Below are 19448 nucleotides of genomic sequence, written 5' to 3' on the forward strand. Positions count from 1 at the left end.
TTTATCGAGCTATTCCTGGGTATAGGCTTTTTACTCAGCAACAGAGCGGTTAAGAAAAATTTCACTGATAAACGCGACAGGGTAAACATCAAATGAAAGCTAAGACGATGAAAGCGTTTACGTTTAAACGCTATGGCAAATCCCCTGAACTGGGGTTTCCGCTCAGGAATTCTGTCGTAAGCATGCCATCTCCGATGCCACCTTTTACATGTGGCGACACAGTTTGGTGGTATGGAAGTGCCAGAGGTTAAGCGTCTGAAGGCTCTCGAAGAAGAGAATGCCCGTCTGAATAAGCTTCTTGCGGAAGTCGTGCTGGACACGGAGGCGCTTCAGGTAGATCAGGGGCGAAAGTACTGACGAGAGACCAGAAACGAGTAGCCGTGGTAGTAGATGTGTGACGCGATGTGGCTGTCGCAGCGTCGTGCCTGCAGGCTGGCTGGTTTCTGTCAGCATGTCGCGATGAGGTGCAGCAGCTGATGCGCATGTATCCAGATGCATAACTGAATACTTGAACGCAGACGTTTTGGTTATCGGCACATATGGCAGTTTCTAAGGTGAGAGGCGTTTCATGTTAGACGCAGGTCCAAGTGTCTGACCTGCGTGGATGATTTTACGAAGAAATGCCTTACAGTCATCATCGCTATCGATATTTCGGGCCATCAGGTATCGCTCATTGTGGACAGTATTGCTTCGTTTCGTGGATATCCTATGACGTTCTGAACCGTTCAGGGGCCAGAATTTACTTGCAGGGTACTGGATCCTCGGGCCTTTGAACACGGCGTGGAACTGATACTAATCCGCTGTGTAGATAGGTCGTCAGATGATTGGTCTGTGACAATATGTATCTTACCGCTCAGAGCAAAGGCAGAAATGATGGTAAACACAAACGCAATGCAGCCGAGGATAAAGTAGGAGGTTTCGAAGCCGTAATTAACGTACATCATCCCGGCCACATAGGACATGACGATGGATGACAACTGCTTAAAGAAGCAAAAGCCCCACAGGTAAATAGATGCTGAAAGATTCACGTTAAACTGGGTGGTGATGTATTTGAAAATTCCTACAAGGAGGAACGGCACCTCAAACATATGCAGTGTCTTCAGGATTATTACTTCTGTCACTGAGTCTGCGAGTGACGAACCAATGATCCGCGTCGACATAATCACACCGGCAATCAGTAGCGCATTTTTGCCGCCAATGCGGTTAATGATCAACGGCGCAAAAAACATAATAAAAGCGTTAAGAAATTCTCCCAGTGTGGTTACGTAGCCAAATGCCTGAGTACCTGCATGACGATCGCTGAAAAATGAGGTGAAGAAGTTAGCGAATTGCTGATCAAAGACGTCATACACGCATGCCACCCCGACGATATACATCACCAGACACCAGAATTTTCGCATTTTCAACAACCCTAAGGCCGCTTTGAGCTTTATGGGTTTTTGGTTCAGCGCAAGACCATCCGCCACTGCCAGAGTATTGTTTTCTTCAGGTTTAAACAGATACAGCAAAACGGCCAATACCAGCGAGAAGCTTGACGCTAGCCAGAACGCGAACTGGTTATTAATGGTAAACATATAGCCAACGATTGAGGCGCAGATTGCCCAGCCGACACAGCCAAACAGGCGGGCACGTCCATACTCAAACTGGCTGCGGCGGCTTACTTTCTCAATATAGGCTTCAATTGCAGGCGAGCCGCCGCTGCATACTAGCCCGAGGTAAATACCGCACAGCAGAGCCCCCAAAAAAAAGTGACTTTGCAGCAGCGGTGAGAACACATAGATAAACAGGGGAGCCAGAAACAGCAGCAGAAAGATGATCATCCACAGCAGATGTTTCTTCAGACCAAATTTGTCTGTGACGAAGCCGAAAATTGGCTGAAATACAAGGGCAAATAGCGCCATGCTGGCAAAAACCAATCCGGTTTGTTGCTGATCGAGAAGGTTGACGTCATGCAACCATATTGGAAAAAACGGCAGCACCGCGCCCATGATAAAAAAATAGAAAAAACAGAAGGCACCGAAAATCCAAAAGTTCCTGTTCTTTAAATAAAACATAGCTCACCTTTCCATTGGTAACAGCGCGGCACACTCCGCGCCTTGTAAGTTATGAGGAGGAATCAGGTCAGTAAGGCGATTAATGGTAGGCAGGAAGCCAGTTGCCATGCGCTTCAATCAGTTCGTCGCACAGCTTGCGGATATCATCGATCGAAAGTTCTGCAGAAGTGTGCGGGTCAAGCAGAGCTGCATGGTAGATGGCTTCGCGTTTGCGTGTAACCGCAGCTTCGACGGTCAACAGCTGGGTATTGATGTTGGTACGGTTCAGCGCTGCCAGCTGCTCAGGCAAATTGCCGACGTAACATGGCGTGACGCCCTGAGCATCCACCAGACAAGGCACTTCGACGCAGGCCTCTGAAGGTAAATTGGTGATCAAACCGGTGTTGAGCACGTTTCCGCCAATTTTGTAAGGCCGATCGGTTTCCATCGCTTCGATGATGTAAGACGCATATTCATGGGTACGACTGTGGGTCAGGCTGGTGTCATGGGTCAGCGCCACTTTCTGCTGCTGCCATTGTTCAATCTGCTCGATACACCGGCGTGGATATTCATCCAGCGGAATATTGAATCGTTCAATCAGTTCCGGGTAGTTGCGTTTGATCCAGTAAGGCATGTACTCGGCGTTGTGCTCTGACGATTCAGTGACGTAATAGCCGAAAGTTTTCATTATTTCATGTCGCACCATGTCATCATGTTTGCCCTGCACGGCGCTGGCGCGGCGCTTAATTTCCGGGTACAAATCTTCGCCGTGACGGCGAATGTCCAGCAGCCAGGCCATGTGATTAATACCCGCGATATGAAATTGCACGTCGTCGGTTGGCATATTCACGCTTTTCAACAGCGTTTCAGCACACACCTGAACGCTGTGGCAAAGCCCTACCGTTTTCACTTCCGTATGGCGCAGCATGGCTCCGGTTATCGTGGCCATAGGATTGGTGTAGTTCAGTAACCAAGCGTCCGGGCAGACTGCTTCAATATCCCGTGCGAAATCAAACAGCACGGGTATGGTGCGCAGCGCACGGAAGATACCGCCAATGCCCAGTGTGTCGGCAATAGTCTGCTGGAGACCATATTTCCTCGCAATAGTGAAATCGGTGATGGTACAAGGATCGTAGCCGCCGACCTGGATGGCATTCACCACGTAATTGGCGCTTTTCAGTGCCGCGCGGCGGTTCTCAACGCCGAGGTAAGCGGTGATCTTGGCTCTGCCCGCATTGGTATTGCTGTTGATATTATTCAACATGGCGAGTGATTCATTGAGACGAGCGCTGTCAATGTCATACAGCGCAATCTCGACCTCTTTCAACGCCGGAGTCGCCATAATGTCTCCGAGTACGTTCTTAGCGAAAATGGTGCTGCCTGCGCCCATAAATGTCACTTTAATCATTGAATTTCTCCGTTCCTGCTGTTTTTGATACGCAAAATGTACGCTGCGGAGTGAACAGTAAATATGGCTAAATGTGATATTGTTATGGCGAAAAATGATGCAACTAAGAAAGTGTGAGCCAGCTCAGAATATGACTGAAACTCGGTGACATTACTGGAGGAATTTCTGATAAAATGGTTGAAAAATAGAGGAAATGACTGTTGCACAAGACTTTTACCCTTAACCATACCGACAATATCGAATTGAATTTGTACCAGTACGGTGAGGAGAGTTGTCATAAGGGACACAGTTTTGGCCCCGCTGTCCGCCAGCATTACCTATTTCATTATGTGATAAGCGGAACCGGCATATTTTACAGTGAACAAGGAACTTTTCCTGTCGTTGCAGGGGAAGGGTTTCTGATCCACCCGCATGATGTGACAACCTACTGCGCTGATAAAAAGGATCCTTGGCACTATATGTGGCTTGAGGTCGATGGGTTGATCGCCGCCAGGATTTTCGAAGACTGTCATCTGAGCCGTCAATTCCCGGTTTATCAACCCAACCTGAATAAAGACAACTCCAACGCCTTGAGCTACATGCAGCAAATTGTCGAACATGGTGATGAACATCAGCTGAAGGTGCAGGGACTTTGTTATCTCTTCTTTTCTACGTTAATCAGCAATACGCTTCACGAAAGGGCATCTCTCCATGATGACAAGACGAAGCACCTGCAAAAGGCGGTCAAAAAAATTGAAAATCGCTACCACGAACATCTGACAGTTGATAGCCTAGCTGCCTACTGCAATATCAACCGTAGCTATCTCTGCCGGTTGTTTAAAAGTGCCTACGGTATCGGTCCCAAGGAATATTTGCTAAATTTTCGTATGAGCATCGCAGTAAGCCTTCTGAGAAACAGCAATACGGCGATCAAGGTAGTGGGCATTTCGGTAGGCTATGAAAATCAGTTGCATTTTTCTAAAGCCTTCAAGAAAGTGCACGGCGTATCTCCAGCTAAATGGCGGCAAAAAAACCTCCTGGAACAGTAACCCGCTACAGGACATTCAACTCCTGCTCATTCTGACTGGAAACATTGTTGTCACATGTTTTCAGACGATGATCATTAATATCCGCATTTGCGATCCGGACATCTCAATTTAGCGACGACAATCAATGTCTATTCCAGTTTATAATGTGACCCTGATTTCCCATTTTTAAATGTCACTTTTTATCCCGAATCTCTGAAGAGAAAAGGCAGGATCTTCTCACCCGCAATATGCGAATTTTTCTCAGATGATTCAAAAAGATAAAGCATTTTATCATATTGAAACGTCAACGATTTTGAGAGCGTACGCAGCTGATCTGTCCTTGATTTAATGCCCACCTTGTTTTCAAACCAGTCAACGCTGGGTTATCAAACATCGGTGGATTATGAAATGGTGGCATAATTAGGTGGGAGTAATTTCAGGGACAGATCTGCATTCAAAATGGATTATGAAAGCCCTTCGCAATTCAGCCGCGAATATCGGCGTTTATTCGGCGTTCCGGCCAAGAAAGATATTACCGCCCTGCGCGCGCAGATTCCCTCATCAGGCATACGGTCATAACGTAGATTGGCTCACCGTGTGAACAACAGAACAATACGGACGGATCCAGGTTACAAACTTTATTTCCGCCAAATCTCTTTCAGCAAATAGGACTATAATAACCTCTATTCAGCACTCTCCTTTAATTTATGGAGAAAAGGACGTCTCTACATAGGCCTCTGCTGCCAGAAAGGAGATGTGGATGAGCCCCAGACGTAGTGAACATAAAATCAACATATTGCAGTTATTGGTTGCAGGCATGCTGCCACTGCTGCTTGGATTATTGTTCACATTTGTTGAGTCCAGATTAATGGTAAAGCGCGATTTGGAATCCACCGCGCAAATCGCAATGAATCATGCCGAGAATATTTCGACACAGGCATGGCAGATGGTGGATCGCCTCCAGCGCTTTCATGGTCAGCCCTGCGACGTCATCGGCGATGAACTGCAACGTCTTGGTTCGGTCTTTTCTTACTTCCGCGCTATCGGCGTTACCCATAATACTGACGTCTATTGCTCTTCAACGTTTGGTCGCACGCTGACGCCACTAAGCCGCGTTATTCAACAGCCGCTACCGGAGACCGATTCTGAGCGCTGGAGCCTGTCAATTGCAGGTTCAGCCAACGTAAAAGGACGCCCGGCGCTGATCTTCGTCCAAATGCCCCTCACAGGTTACGGCGCTTACGCGATGGTCGATGCGCAATATCTCATTGATCTTATGACTGCAATTAGCAAGATTCGCGGCTATCAACTTATTCTGCAAATGGATAACGGTCACCCGATTCAAACGGGCCCGACCATTACGCCCCACAGGAGCCTATTTTCTACCTCTACGCTTGAAATCAAATCGAGCCACTTTCCGATTACCCTCAATATTACCGCCCCAGCGTCTCAAGAAATCACCAACTGGAAGCAGGCATTTTTCACGTTTCTGCCACTGGCCATTATTCTCTCTCTGCTTTTCACTACGGCGATGTGGTACTGGCAAAAACGTAAGTTATTCTTCCGCGAAGAAATCCGTAAGGGCATCGCTAACGGAGAATTTTCCGTCTATTACCAGCCCATCTATGACGTGGAATCGCAAGCCTGCACCGGAGTAGAGACGTTACTGCGCTGGCGACGCAGCAATGGGCTGTGGATTAGACCCGATATATTTATCTCGGCCGCCGAAGCAGAAAGCATGATCATTCCCATCACTCGGCATTTATTTGATCTGGTGGCGTCAGATATCGCTAGTTGGCAGGTAAAACCGGGGTTCCATCTGGGGCTCAACGTTGCAGCCGAACATTTGCATCACCCAAGTTTCGTCTCAGATGTACACCGATTCGCAGAGAAAGTCGCCTCTCATTCATTGAGCATTACACTGGAGCTGACAGAGCGTAACCTCATCAGCAACGGCCCTGAAATCATACAGCGCCTGCATCAGTTGCGTGAAGATGGCTTTATGATTGCCATTGACGACTTCGGCACTGGCCACTGCTCCCTCTCTTATCTGCAAAACTTTCCGCTGGATTGCCTGAAAATAGATCAGGGATTCGTCAGCGCGATCTCATCTCCGGATGAGGAGGCCCCTATTCTTGATGCCATTATTAATTTGAGCCACCGCATCAAGCTTCAATCCGTAGCAGAAGGCGTGGAAACCGAGCAACAGCTTCTGTATTTACAACGGCGCGGCGTCAAATATATACAAGGATTCCTTTATGCTAAGCCGATGGACAATGAATCGCTGCTGGTCTGGCTTCACTATAATGGCAATAAATCGATTGAGAGTTTTATGAATAAAAACAAAGAAGGGGAAAAACAGTAATAACCGGCAGAAACTTGTCCACCGGTATTCAATAATCGGTAAATCAGAAACGGTAACCGACGCCAATATTAAAACCGTCTACACGCGTTTCATAAATCTTCGTGCCTTCATAGCCAATATCAATCGCCCAGTTTGCTACGGGTGTGATTTGAATACCGGCACCGTAAGCAAAGCTGGATTTGCTTTCGCTACCAGATTGGCGGAACGCATCCCCTTCTTCCCAACTGGACTTACCACGGCCAATACCTGCCAAACCATAAACACTGACATATTCATTAAAGCGGTAAGATGGACCAGCCATGAGTGAATAGTATTTCAGCTTATAAACATCACTGCTTGAATTCTGATAATACTCAGTTTGTTCTGCGCTCACATAAGTGAAAGAACCGATAATGCCAAGCGCAGAATCGCCCTGATAATGGTATTTTGCCGTAATCCCTTTTGGATCTTTAAAGTCATCGACTTTCGCCTGAGCATAACCCAAAGACACCGTTTGTGTCGCCTGAGCAGCAGACATTCCCATGGCACAAGCAATCAAAGTGGAGAGTAGCAGTGTTGTTTTTTTTCATGATCGAAACATCTTCCATATTTGAATAAAAAGACGGCTTCAACAAAACGAATATATGAATATCGCGAATGTTGTCCGCATATAAACTTACATTTAAATACCGATAGGTAAAGTTAGTATTATTTTCAAACAACTGGAATTGTTTTTATTTAAACCATTAAAAAACAAAAGGATAGGTATTATTTATGATAATTAACGCGCGATTCTTCACGCTATTTTTGGGAACATTCTGAACTGAAGATAGAGGGAATATGGAAATTTTCGACGCAAAAAAAACACCGAGATAAAACCTGTATTTATAAAGGATATCTTTCACAAGAGAGTATTTTTTAAACGGATAGTGTGAATAGACGATGATTGGAGCAGAGAAAAACTGAAAATGATTTACTGAGGAAGTGTGTTGGTCGGCGAGAGAGGATTCGAACCTCCGACCCACTGGTCCCAAACCAGTTGCGCTACCAAGCTGCGCTACTCGCCGAATGCGGGCGCATATTACTGCTACCTTATTAGAGCGTCAATACCTTTTTAGCAAAAGGATTTCAGCTGCCGTTAAAGTGTCCATCCTTGGTATTTATAAACCTGAAACCGACGTCCTTGTCCGTGATTCATGTCAATTAGCGGGTTTCTGGCACCAGTTATTTTTAGGGTTAATACCACCGTCAGGCGATGTGTATCCCACACATCCAAGAATCGTATCAAACAGCTCTTCATGGCGATGTGTTTTACCAACGCGCTGCTGAGCCTTCAACTGCTCGAACGCATGCTGATTATCGGTGTCAGCCAAAAATTTATCTGATGTCCAGACCATCATCGGTGAACGGAACTGCTCGGGTGGTGCCATCTCACGCGGCGTGCCGTGCAAATGGTAGTTATCATCGATGGATTCACCGTGATCGGAGGCATAAAACACGATCGCTTTCTTATCCCGAACCTGATCGATCACGCTATCGATAAAGCTATCGGTATAGAGCACGCTATTATCAAACGCATTAATCAACTGCTCACGGGTACAGGAGGCATCAACGCCCATGCACTCTGGTTGATAGCGCGCATAGCTGCGGGGATATCGCATGGAATACAGGTAGTGAGAGCCTTTAGTATGCAGCACAATCAGATGCTTACCTTTGGGGTAGCGTGCCAGCGACTCCTTGACCTCATCGACCAGCAACATATCCTGCACCGATTTACCGTCATTGTGTTTCTCTGACGCAATCATTTCGCGAAAGGAGTAGTTATTCGCCTCAATGCTATTGTAAAACCACACCTCACTTTGCATAGCAAACAGCTCAGAGGTAAAGCCCAACTCTTTCATTACAGCAAAGACATTCTGTTCTTTCAGCGTTCGCTGCGGGTTGTCTTCCGTGCCACCTTCTCGCACAAACATACAGCGCATGGAAAGCTTGGTTGAGGTATCACACGATTGGCCGCGGAAAGCGACCAAGTTTTTTTCTTTTGACAGCTTCGGCGTCGTATCTCGCTCGTAGCCTAACAGCCCCATATGATCCCAACGGGTTGTTTCACCGATAATGAAAACCACGTAGGTATCGTCAATGCCTTTCGGCGGGACATAGGTAAAATGCTGAGCTGGATCGAAAAGATTGGAGGAGTCCTGGCTCTCGTCATACTTGGTGTACGCAAATAATCCTAATGCGGATAACCAGTTAGAAGGCAGATACGAGTGAGCCACTACGCCGCCATAGCTGGGCAAATCCACATTGGATTCTCGCTCGGATATCGATTGAACGTTGTCCATATAGCGAAGCGGCATCCAAACCAGCGCTACGACAGCGGCAAGAACCAGAAGAGGAACCAAACGTCTTCCCGGCGATTTAAGCTGTTCAATCAGCGTATGACGTAGCGAGTTCTTCCAAATCAAAAACAACGGCAGCGCACTCACCACCAGCATCCACAGGAAAAAACGAAAACCAATAACTTCTTTAGAAAGATCAATATCCGTGGTCATGACCGCCGCAATAATGCCATAGCCAATCACGACATTAAAAAATGTCATGTAATAGCTGGCAGCAACAGAAATCAACACCAAAAGAGACGCGATAATCCGATAAAAACGACGTCCCCCGAGGGAAATAATCCTCATCAGGAAAAAGGTAAATAAGATACTCGCGGTCAATTCGACAAGAGCGGGAATAAATGTTGGAACCTGGCTACCAGCAGAGATTGAAAAATAATCAAACCGGCGGTAATACACTGAGATATTGAGAAAAAGGCCAATATAAATTGCCAGGACGAACGATAACTTGGGTTGCGAAAAAGATGCTACAAACTTCATTATGACAAGTGCTCCAACAAAACCTTTCTTATTATCTGAAGCTATACGACAACATCCCTATGCCTGAGTTCAACGGAAATAATCAGACTCTCAGGCAATTTTATATCGCAAACAGCAAATAAGCTCACACCGTTTAATTCGTAAACTTTACTTATGATTAAGTAGGAAAAACAGAAAAAAATTGTCCTTTTATGTGAACGAATCCACGAAAAAATAAAAAGTACTATCCCAACGTTTTCTGAAAAATCACCACCGCTTATCTATGTATTTCGAGATCTAAGCGAGCCATTAATTCCACAACGATTGGGTGATTAAGAAACGCCATGATCTCTTCTGCACGTCGTTCCCCAATACCTGAGAACTGTCGCCATTGTTGCGCCGTCCGTTGCTGTAACGCCAGCCAATCCACATTATCCAATGCGTGAATTGCCGAACGAGGAACAGGAAGACCCAAGGCAAGTAGCCAGCGGGATAGCGGCTTATGCCGTGCCGACTGCAAACTCGTATAGATATCTCGCGCCCGCTTATCACCCATACCCTGGACGGCATTAAGCTGTGCTTCGGTCAGAGATAACCATGACAGTACATCACCTAGTAAATCATGTTGCATCAGGCGCAGCCAGATCCCTTCACGCACTCCCGCGAGCTTTAAACCGTGCTCTCCACTCAACCAGACTAAACGAGCCAGAAATTGCTGCTGGCAAACTGCGCTATACCGAAAACAGCTAAAAGTATGGAAATCATGTTCGCTGGGGGAGACGATAGCTGGCCGCTCAGTACCACGCCATACCACATTATCCAGACGTGGAATCCCCTGCCCCGCTAGGCTGATGCTCACCCGATCGCCGGGCAACACGTCCCACTGTTTCCAACGAGACAGCGAGCCCACATTTACCCGGCTGACCGATTTGTCATCCAATTCAAGAGGATTGAGTTTTAACACCACGGCGCTCTTACCCGTCCGCCCGACAGAAAACACTACATCAGCCACTTCAGCAACCTGATGAACAGGCGGGTATTTCCATGCGATCGCCCAGTCGGCCGATGTATTACGCCAATAGCGCCCCTGCGGCTCTTTAGTCTGGCGGATAACTACGCCATCCGTTACAAAAGGCAGCGGACCGTGATACCAGTGATGACGCCATTTCTCCGCGTCGGCGAATGACGCAATAGCATGGGTATAGTCCGCCGTCATGGCAAACCCCATGTCCTTCAATTTCTTCAGACGTTCGGGCATTGTCTTAGGGCCATCCGGCCATTCCCAGACAAACAGACCAATCTGCGACAACACAGGAGATGGCTGATGCCGACGCATTTCACCGGCCACGACCGAGCGTGCATTAACACCGCCCTGAGTACGCTGACGATGATCGGTCATCTTCAGGAAAAGCTCCCCTTGTAATACCAATGAGGAAGGCGCATCGGTTAATAGATGAGGTATTCCCGGAATCAAGCGGGCTTTTTCCGTCCAGTCTTCGCCTTGCAGACCGTTGCCTCGACTAACCGCGGACACGAGCTTGCCGTGCTGATAGACGAGCGTGACAGCCACGCCATCAATTTTTGGCTGAATCCATAAATCCTCACGCTGTGCGATCCATTGCACCAGTTGCCGACGATCGGACAATTTTTTCAGTCCCGTATGGGCAACAGGGTGAGGCTGCTTGCCATTATCGGGTAGCCGGGCGGGAATCGCGTTTTGGGGCTGAAAACACCCTAACCACTGGGTTAACTGTTCCCGCAGTTGGTCATAAACGTCATCTTCTATCGGGCTTTTCCCTTCGGTGTAATACACGTCATCCCACTGTTCTAACTGATGACGCAATGCATCAATTTCTTTGCCAGCCCTTGTGTTATCCCAATCAGGGCACACCGCAGCCACAGTTGGAAAACTGCTGATGCCCCCCATGACGATGATGATCAAAAATGTGCGGATCCTGAGCCACATAGAACCTCCTGCCATCCATTAGCGAATGGCCGCAGTACATAGCAACGCAGAGGAAAATACGAGGTGAAAAAAGGAGAAATGCCAAACGCGCCGCAAGATGATTCATCGTTTGCAGCACCGATAAAAAAGATGGGAACGTGCTTCGCAATCTAAAAAAGAAACGTTGGAAAAACATTTTCCCGATGGCATAACGAAAAAACAGCCAGCAGAGAATTTATCGCAGCGCGACTGATGACATATAGGCGTGTATAATGCGGGTAAATGCGCATTTTTCTGCTGCATATCACTATTCACCATCGTAACCGTTAATAAAACTTCATTATGGCTCAAGGCACGTTATATATCGTTTCTGCTCCCAGTGGAGCTGGGAAATCCAGCCTGATTCAGGCGTTATTAAAAACTCAGCCACTTTACGACACTCAGGTATCGATTTCGCATACAACGAGAGCTAAACGACTGGGAGAAAACCACGGCGAACACTATTTCTTCGTCGAAATCGATGAATTTAAGCGTATGATTCAGGATAACGAGTTTCTGGAACACGCTGAAGTCTTTGGCAATTACTACGGTACATCCCGACCGGCAATTGAGCAGGTATTAGCAACTGGCGTTGATGTTTTTCTGGATATCGACTGGCAAGGTGCCAAGCAAATCCGCGCCCAGATGCCGCACGCGCGCAGTATTTTCATTCTGCCGCCGTCAAAAGAAGAGCTGGCTCGCCGCCTGCGTGGCCGTGGACAGGACAGCGATGAAGTCATTGCCCGTCGTATGTCTCAGGCCGTGGCGGAAATGACACACTACGGCGAGTATGATTACCTGATTGTGAATGATGATTTCGATCTGGCGCTGCTCGATCTAAAAACCATTATTCGCGCCGAACGTCTGCGTTTGAGCAGACAACAGGTTCGGCATGATGCATTAATCACCAAACTATTGGCAGACTGACGCCTCTTTCAGTATGATGCGCAGTCATTTTATTTCCTGTGGAGTAGCACATTATGGCACGCGTAACTGTTCAAGACGCTGTAGAGAAAATTGGTAACCGTTTTGACCTGGTGTTGGTCGCTGCTCGTCGCGCCCGTCAAATCCAGACTGGCGGCAAAGATCCGCTGGTTCCTGAAGAAAACGATAAGTACACCGTGATCGCACTGCGTGAAATCGAAGAAGGTCTGATCAACAACCAGATTCTGGATGTTCGTGACCGTCAGGAACAGCAAGAGCAGGAAGCCGCAGAGATTCAGGCGGTTACCGCGATTGCTGAAGGCCGTCGTTAATCACACCACGAGTCGCCCTTGTACATTTTTGAAAGCCTTAATCTGCTGATTCAACGTTATCTGCCAGAAGATCAGATCAAACGTTTACAGCAGGCTTACTTAGTTGCACGTGATGCTCACGAGGGGCAGACTCGCTCCAGCGGTGAACCCTACATCACACACCCTGTTGCCGTCGCCTGTATTCTGGCGGAGATGCGTCTCGATTACGAAACGCTGATGGCAGCACTGCTGCATGATGTCATAGAAGACACCCCCGCCACCTATCAGGACATGGAACAGCTTTTCGGTAAAAGCGTTGCTGAACTGGTAGAGGGCGTGTCCAAGCTGGACAAGCTGAAGTTCCGCGATAAGAAAGAAGCGCAGGCTGAAAACTTTCGCAAAATGATCATGGCGATGGTGCAAGATATTCGCGTCATCCTGATCAAACTGGCAGACCGTACCCATAACATGCGCACGCTGGGTTCATTGCGCCCGGACAAACGCCGCCGCATTGCACGCGAAACGCTGGAAATATACAGCCCGCTGGCACATCGACTGGGTATCCATCACCTCAAAACCGAGCTGGAAGAGTTGGGTTTTGAGGCGCTGTATCCGAACCGTTATCGCGTCATTAAAGAGGTCGTCAAGGCCGCACGCGGTAACCGCAAGGAAATGATTCAGAAAATCCTGTCGGAAATCGAAGGGCGTTTGACTGAGGCTGGGATTGCCTGCCGCGTCAGCGGTCGCGAAAAACACCTGTATTCCATCTACTGTAAAATGCACCTGAAAGAGCAGCGTTTTCATTCCATCATGGATATTTATGCGTTTCGGGTCATCGTGAAAGAGCTGGACACCTGCTATCGCGTGCTCGGACAGGTTCACAGCCTGTATAAGCCGCGCCCAGGTCGGGTAAAAGACTACATTGCCATCCCCAAAGCCAACGGCTATCAGTCACTGCACACGTCTCTGATTGGCCCACACGGCGTGCCGGTCGAAGTACAAATTCGCACTGACGACATGGATCAAATGGCGGAAATGGGTGTCGCCGCGCACTGGGCCTATAAAGAAGGCGAGAGCAGCACTACCGCACAGGTACGCGCCCAACGCTGGATGCAAAGCCTGCTGGAACTCCAGCAAAGTGCCGGTAGCTCATTTGAATTTATCGAAAGCGTGAAGTCCGATCTCTTCCCTGACGAGATGTACGTCTTTACGCCAGAAGGCCGTATTGTGGAACTCCCCGCAGGCGCGACCCCTGTCGACTTCGCCTACGCAGTACACACCGATATTGGCCACGCCTGCGTCGGCGCCCGCGTCGACCGCCAGCCTTACCCGCTGTCACAGTCACTCACCAGCGGTCAAACCGTTGAAATCATTACCGCGCCGGGTGCTAGGCCGAATGCCGCGTGGCTTAACTTCGTGGTTAGCTCCAGAGCGCGTTCCAAAATCCGCCAGATGCTGAAAAACCTCAAGCGTGATGATTCCGTGAGTCTCGGTCGCCGTTTACTGAACCACGCATTAGGCAACGGCCGCAAACTCTCCGACATCCCTGAAAAGTCGATTCAGCTTGAGCTTGAGCGCATGAAGCTCGCGACGCTGGACGATCTGATGGCGGAGATTGGTATGGGTAATGCCATGAGCGTCGTTGTGGCAAAAAATCTGCTGAACGAACAATCTGAGTTGGGAACCACTGGGCTGCGCAAGTTGCCGATCAAAGGCGCAGATGGCGTCATGATCTCATTTGCCAAATGCTGCCGCCCCATCCCCGGCGACCCAATTATTGCCCACGTCAGCCCTGGTAAAGGGTTGGTTATTCACCATGAATCCTGTCGCAACATCCGCGGCTATCAGAAAGAACCTGAAAAATTCATGGCAGTAGAGTGGGATAAGGTGACGGAACAAGAGTTCATCGCCGAAATCAAAGTGGATATGTTCAACCATCAGGGCGCGCTGGCGAACCTGACGGCAGCGATCAACGCCGCGAATTCCAATATTCAGAGCATCAACACGGAAGAGAAGGATGGCCGCGTATACAGCGCCTTTATCCGCCTCACGACTCTCGATCGTGTTCATCTGGCCAATATTATGCGTAAAATTCGCGTGATGCCGGATGTCATCAAAGTTAACCGTAACCGAAATTAATCGTCATGACCCCTCAACGTTATGCACGTATAAAAGAAATGCTCAACTGTCGTCAGCCCGATCTGACGATTTGCATGGAGCAAGTGCATAAACCTCATAACGTTTCTGCGGTTATCCGTACTGCGGATGCTGTCGGTGTGCATGAAGTCCATGCGATTTGGCCCACCAGTCGGATGAAAACACTGGTCTCCTCCGCCGCAGGTAGCAATAGCTGGGTGCAGGTTAAAACCCATCGCAACATAGGTGATGCAGTTGGTCACCTGAAGGCCGAAGGCATGCAGGTTCTGGCGACCAATTTGTCTGAATATGCGGTCGATTTTCGGGAAATTGATTACACCCGCCCGACCTGTATTCTGCTTGGACAAGAAAAAACCGGTATTACTGCCGAAGCGCTCAAACTGGCCGATCAGGATATCATCATTCCGATGACCGGCATGGTGCAGTCGCTGAATGTCTCCGTGGCCTCGGCGTTGATCCTGTATGAAGCCCAACGCCAACGCCAGATCGCCGGTATGTACCAACGTGAAGACAGTCCGCTTGATGAAGAAGAGCAGCAGCGCCTGCTTTTTGAAGGGGGCTACCCGGTACTGGCACGCGTTGCAAAACGCAAAGGGCTACCTCGCCCCCATATCGACCATCAGGGTCAGATTGTAGCGGATACCCCGTGGTGGGCCGCGATGCAATCGTCGGAGTGCTGATGAAAGGCCGCCTGCTGAACACCCAACCGCTGAGTACACTTACCGGCGTGGGTGCAAGTCAGGCAACGAAACTCGCGCGACTTGGGCTGGAAACCGTGCAGGATCTCCTGCTGCACTTACCTCTGCGCTACGAAGACCGCACACATCTTTATCCTATTGGCGACCTCCTTCCCGGTATGTATGCCACCGTGGAAGGTGAAATCCTACGCAACGATATCACCTTTGGCAGCCGTCGCATGTTGACCTGCCAGATCAGCGACGGCAGCGGCATGCTGACCATGCGCTTCTTCAATTTCAGCGCCGCGATGAAAAACAGCCTCGCACCGGGACAGCGCGTTACCGCTTATGGCGAAATCAAGCGCGGTAAAATCGGTGCGGAGATCATCCATCCTGAATATCGTGTTCAGGGGGAGAGTACGCAGGTCGAGCTACAGGAATCACTCACGCCGGTTTACCCCTCCACAGAGGGCGTTCGTCAGGCCACGCTCCGCAAACTTACCGATCAGGCATTGGCATTGCTCGATGCAAACCCCATCGATGAGTTGCTGCCTGAATCCCTGAGCCGATCGCTCATTAGCCTGCCGGACGCGCTTCACACGTTACATCGTCCCCCGCCGGATATGCAGCTCAGCGAGCTTGAGCACGGGAAACACCCGGCACAGCAGCGGTTGATTATGGAAGAACTGCTGGCGCATAACCTGAGTATGCTCGCGGTGCGGGCGGGGGAGCAGCGGCATAAAGCCTCCCCGCTACAGGCACAAGACGGCTTGAAGCAACGACTGCTCGCCGCCCTGCCATTCAAACCCACGCAGGCGCAAGATCGTGTTGTGGCGGAGATTGAAGCGGATATGGCGAAAGATTTTCCAATGATGCGTCTGGTACAGGGCGATGTCGGTTCAGGGAAAACGCTGGTCGCTGCGCTGGCAGCATTACGCGCCATTGCCAACGGCAAACAGGTCGCGCTGATGGCACCAACAGAGCTATTGGCCGAACAGCACGCCCATAATTTCCGTCAGTGGTTTGAACCGCTAGGGCTTGAAGTGGGCTGGCTGGCTGGCAAACAGAAAGGGAAAGCGCGTCAGGCCCAGCAGGATGCCATCGCCAGCGGTCAGGTTTCCATGGTGGTCGGGACGCACGCTATTTTCCAGCAGCAGGTTAAATTCAACGGGCTGGCATTGGTCATTATTGATGAACAGCACCGCTTTGGCGTGCATCAACGTCTTGCGCTGTGGGAAAAAGGCGAAGAACAAGGCTTTCATCCTCATCAACTGATTATGACCGCCACACCGATTCCTCGTACGCTGGCGATGACGGCCTATGCCGATCTGGATACATCCGTCATTGATGAACTGCCGCCGGGCAGAACCCCCGTCACCACAGTCGCCATACCGGATTCACGCCGCAGCGACATCATCGAGCGCGTGAATAATGCCTGTCAGCAGGAAGGGCGGCAGGCCTATTGGGTATGTACGCTGATCGAAGAATCCGATCTTCTGGAAGCACAGGCAGCTGAAGCCACCAGCGAAGAGTTGAAGGCTGCTCTGCCGAACCTCAAGGTTGGATTGGTTCACGGCCGCATGAAAGCACAGGAAAAGCAGGCAGTGATGCAAGCCTTCAAACAGGGCGAACTGCAACTGCTGGTGGCGACCACCGTCATCGAGGTCGGTGTGGATGTACCCAATGCCAGCCTAATGATCATTGAAAACCCGGAGCGTCTGGGTCTGGCACAGCTACACCAGTTGCGCGGGCGAGTCGGACGCGGCGCGATAGCATCCCACTGCGTGCTGCTCTATAAAACGCCAATGAGCAAGACCGCACAAAAACGGCTTCAGGTTCTACGCGATAGCAACGATGGCTTTGTCATCGCTCAGCGCGATTTGGAAATTCGCGGGCCAGGTGAATTATTAGGTACGCGCCAGACGGGCAATGCCGAGTTTAAAGTTGCTGACCTCCTGCGCGATCAGGAACTGATTCCACAGGTACAGCGCGTTGCGCGTCATCTTCATGAGCACTATCCCGAGCATGCCATTGCGCTAATCGAGCGCTGGCTACCAGAGCGCGCACGCTACACCAACGCCTAACCACAGCAGCGTATTCTTTATTTTTCCTAAAACCTCGCCGCCAACGCACATGCAGCGTGAAGTATGACGGGTATATCACCTTAAATAATAAGGCCTTGTTCATCAGACAAAATTCATATCGAAAAGATGAGTTAGCAAACGTTTGCTTTCAGCAAAGAGATCATTAAAATGCGCTCTTTGTCGTTTCAGGAACGCCAACTTACACCATGACTACCACCACGGAAACGTCCCAAACAGAAGCGGCTGCCGCACCTCAGCGCAGTGAACTCATCTATCGCCTTGAAGACAGACCGCCGCTGCCGCAAACGCTGTTCGCCGCCAGTCAGCACCTGCTTGCCATGTTTGTTGCGGTGATTACCCCCGCGCTACTGATCTGTCAGGCATTAGGTTTACCCGCTGAGGATACGCAGCGCATCATCAGCATGTCGCTTTTCGCTTCCGGTCTGGCTTCTATTCTCCAAATTAAAACCTGGGGCCCTGTCGGTTCTGGTCTGCTGTCGATTCAGGGCACCAGCTTTAACTTCGTGACGCCGCTGATTATGGGCGGACTGGCGCTGAAAAACGGCGGCGCGGATATTCCCACGATGATGGCAGCCCTGTTCGGTACGCTGATGGTCGCTTCCTTCACCGAAATCATTCTTTCACGCTTCCTACATTTAACCCGTCGAATCATTACTCCGCTGGTTTCCGGCATTGTAGTGATGATCATTGGCCTGTCGCTGATTCAGGTCGGCCTGACCTCCATCGGCGGCGGCTATGCCGCAATGGGTAATAACACCTTCGGTGCACCCAAGAACTTACTATTAGCGGGGGCGGTGTTGCTGGTTATTATTCTGCTTAACCGCCAGCGTAACCCTTACCTGCGCGTCGCCTCGCTGGTGATTGCTATGGCGGTGGGTTATCTGGGTGCCTGGTTGATGGGAATGCTGCCGGAAAATGCGCCTGCTCAAAACGACACGGTTATTATGGTGCCCACGCCGCTGTATTACGGTTTAGGCTTTGACTGGAACCTGTTGATTCCGCTGATGCTGGTTTTCATGGTGACATCGTTAGAAACCATCGGTGACATCACCGCGACCTCCGACGTTTCAGAGCAGCCGGTCAGAGGCCCGCTGTATATGAAACGCTTAAAAGGCGGCGTGCTGGCAAATGGTCTGAACTCGTGTCTTTCTGCTGTATTCAATACCTTCCCTAACTCTTGCTTCGGCCAGAATAACGGCGTCATCCAGCTTACTGGGGTTGCCAGTCGCTATGTGGGCTTCGTGGTTTCACTGATGCTGATCGCTCTGGGCCTGTTCCCTGCCGTTAGCGGATTTGTGCAGCATATTCCAGAGCCCGTTCTGGGCGGCGCCACGATCGTGATGTTTGGTACGATCGCCGCTTCTGGTGTGCGGATTGTGTCCCGTGAGCCACTGAATCGTCGTGCGATCATGATTATTGCACTGTCATTGGCTGTTGGTCTTGGCGTATCACAGCAGCCGCTGATTCTGCAATTCGCTCCGGATTGGATTAAAACATTACTGTCTTCCGGTATCGCCGCTGGCGGGATTACGGCAATCGTGTTGAATATCGTCTTCCCACACGAAGAAAAATAGCGCCAGCCCGCAATAATTTCTGTTCAGTTCATGTAAAAGCGAGCGGTGATGCAACACCGCTCGCTT

Annotated in this window: 13 protein-coding genes, 1 tRNA gene and 1 pseudogene; 9 read left to right on the forward strand and 6 right to left on the reverse strand. The window is 49.7% G+C overall.

Translation table 11 applies throughout. The annotated features are described in order from the left end of the window. Nucleotides 1-151 precede the first annotated feature (151 nt). Nucleotides 152-801, forward strand: a pseudogene (locus EO763_RS23695) (transposase); the annotation flags it as partial. On the opposite strand, the gene EO763_RS22140 reads toward EO763_RS23695, so the two are convergent. Together EO763_RS22140 and melA are read right to left on the reverse strand one after the other, a co-directional pair. Then, complete coding sequence (locus EO763_RS22140) at nt 726-2054, reverse strand: MFS transporter (protein ID WP_244322034.1); 1329 nt, start codon at nt 2052-2054, stop codon at nt 726-728. The pseudogene EO763_RS23695 and the gene EO763_RS22140 sit on opposite strands and share 76 nt — an antisense overlap. Nucleotides 2055-2133: 79 nt before the next feature. Beyond that, on the reverse strand, nt 2134-3441 hold the full coding sequence (gene melA / locus EO763_RS22145; protein WP_161530247.1) for an alpha-glucosidase/alpha-galactosidase: 1308 nt from the start codon (nt 3439-3441) through the stop codon (nt 2134-2136). A gap of 200 nt (nt 3442-3641) precedes the next feature. Between melA and EO763_RS22150 the strand changes: the two genes are divergently transcribed. Together EO763_RS22150 and EO763_RS22155 are read left to right on the forward strand one after the other, a co-directional pair. Further along, on the forward strand, nt 3642-4469 hold the full coding sequence (locus EO763_RS22150) for an AraC family transcriptional regulator (RefSeq protein ID WP_161530248.1): 828 nt from the start codon (nt 3642-3644) through the stop codon (nt 4467-4469). Between the two features lie 739 nt (nt 4470-5208). Further along, nucleotides 5209-6813: an EAL domain-containing protein gene (locus EO763_RS22155; protein WP_161530249.1), complete on the forward strand. Its 1605-nt coding sequence runs from the start codon at nt 5209-5211 to the stop codon at nt 6811-6813. A 43-nt stretch (nt 6814-6856) separates the two neighbouring features. On the opposite strand, the gene EO763_RS22160 is transcribed toward EO763_RS22155, so the two are convergent. The 4 genes from EO763_RS22160 to ligB all read right to left on the reverse strand — a co-directional run bounded on the left by EO763_RS22160 (nt 6857) and on the right by ligB (nt 11616). Next, nucleotides 6857-7330, reverse strand: coding sequence for an Ail/Lom family outer membrane beta-barrel protein (locus tag EO763_RS22160; protein WP_244322035.1), 474 nt, complete (start codon nt 7328-7330; stop codon nt 6857-6859). Between the two features lie 452 nt (nt 7331-7782). After that, a tRNA-Pro gene (locus EO763_RS22165) sits at nt 7783-7859 on the reverse strand. A 132-nt stretch (nt 7860-7991) separates the two neighbouring features. Next, complete coding sequence (eptB, locus tag EO763_RS22170) at nt 7992-9671, reverse strand: kdo(2)-lipid A phosphoethanolamine 7''-transferase (protein WP_161530251.1); 1680 nt, start codon at nt 9669-9671, stop codon at nt 7992-7994. A gap of 256 nt (nt 9672-9927) precedes the next feature. Next, nucleotides 9928-11616 carry an NAD-dependent DNA ligase LigB gene (gene ligB, locus EO763_RS22175; protein ID WP_161530252.1) on the reverse strand — a complete coding sequence of 563 codons (1689 nt, stop codon included), beginning with the start codon at nt 11614-11616 and terminating at the stop codon, nt 9928-9930. A gap of 321 nt (nt 11617-11937) precedes the next feature. Between ligB and gmk the strand changes: the two genes are divergently transcribed. From gmk to EO763_RS22205, 6 genes are all read left to right on the forward strand, one after another. Continuing rightward, the gene (gmk, locus tag EO763_RS22180; protein WP_161530253.1) at nt 11938-12561 is read left to right on the forward strand and encodes a guanylate kinase; all 624 of its coding nucleotides are present in this window, start codon (nt 11938-11940) and stop codon (nt 12559-12561) included. A gap of 53 nt (nt 12562-12614) precedes the next feature. After that, entirely contained in the window at nt 12615-12890 is a 276-nt protein-coding gene (rpoZ, locus tag EO763_RS22185) for a DNA-directed RNA polymerase subunit omega (RefSeq protein WP_005968230.1), read from the forward strand. A gap of 18 nt (nt 12891-12908) precedes the next feature. After that, a complete protein-coding gene (spoT, locus tag EO763_RS22190) occupies nt 12909-15008 on the forward strand; it encodes a bifunctional GTP diphosphokinase/guanosine-3',5'-bis pyrophosphate 3'-pyrophosphohydrolase (RefSeq protein WP_010281663.1) in 2100 nt (699 codons plus the stop codon). Between the two features lie 5 nt (nt 15009-15013). Next, nucleotides 15014-15706 carry a tRNA (guanosine(18)-2'-O)-methyltransferase TrmH gene (gene trmH, locus EO763_RS22195; protein WP_161530254.1) on the forward strand — a complete coding sequence of 231 codons (693 nt, stop codon included), beginning with the start codon at nt 15014-15016 and terminating at the stop codon, nt 15704-15706. Then, complete coding sequence (gene recG / locus EO763_RS22200; protein ID WP_161530467.1) at nt 15706-17787, forward strand: ATP-dependent DNA helicase RecG; 2082 nt, start codon at nt 15706-15708, stop codon at nt 17785-17787. The genes trmH and recG overlap by 1 nt, the downstream gene beginning before the upstream one ends. Before the next feature lie 206 nt (nt 17788-17993). Further along, nucleotides 17994-19382: a nucleobase:cation symporter-2 family protein gene (locus tag EO763_RS22205; RefSeq protein WP_161530255.1), complete on the forward strand. Its 1389-nt coding sequence runs from the start codon at nt 17994-17996 to the stop codon at nt 19380-19382. Nucleotides 19383-19448: the final 66 nt, after the last annotated feature.

It is taken from the genome of Pectobacterium odoriferum (assembly GCF_009931295.1).
Lineage (GTDB): Bacteria > Pseudomonadota > Gammaproteobacteria > Enterobacterales > Enterobacteriaceae > Pectobacterium > Pectobacterium odoriferum.

Coding starts and splice junctions, on each gene's coding strand:
- EO763_RS22140 (WP_244322034.1), bottom strand. CDS start 2,054: ATGTTTTATTTAAAGAACAGGAACTTTTGGATTTTCGGTGCCTTCTGT.
- EO763_RS22155 (WP_161530249.1), top strand. CDS start 5,209: ATGAGCCCCAGACGTAGTGAACATAAAATCAACATATTGCAGTTATTG.
- EO763_RS22160 (WP_244322035.1), bottom strand. CDS start 7,330: ATGTCTGCTGCTCAGGCGACACAAACGGTGTCTTTGGGTTATGCTCAG.
- rpoZ (WP_005968230.1), top strand. CDS start 12,615: ATGGCACGCGTAACTGTTCAAGACGCTGTAGAGAAAATTGGTAACCGT.
- EO763_RS22205 (WP_161530255.1), top strand. CDS start 17,994: ATGACTACCACCACGGAAACGTCCCAAACAGAAGCGGCTGCCGCACCT.
- melA (WP_161530247.1), bottom strand. CDS start 3,441: ATGATTAAAGTGACATTTATGGGCGCAGGCAGCACCATTTTCGCTAAG.
- gmk (WP_161530253.1), top strand. CDS start 11,938: ATGGCTCAAGGCACGTTATATATCGTTTCTGCTCCCAGTGGAGCTGGG.
- recG (WP_161530467.1), top strand. CDS start 15,706: ATGAAAGGCCGCCTGCTGAACACCCAACCGCTGAGTACACTTACCGGC.
- trmH (WP_161530254.1), top strand. CDS start 15,014: ATGACCCCTCAACGTTATGCACGTATAAAAGAAATGCTCAACTGTCGT.
- eptB (WP_161530251.1), bottom strand. CDS start 9,671: ATGAAGTTTGTAGCATCTTTTTCGCAACCCAAGTTATCGTTCGTCCTG.
- ligB (WP_161530252.1), bottom strand. CDS start 11,616: ATGTGGCTCAGGATCCGCACATTTTTGATCATCATCGTCATGGGGGGC.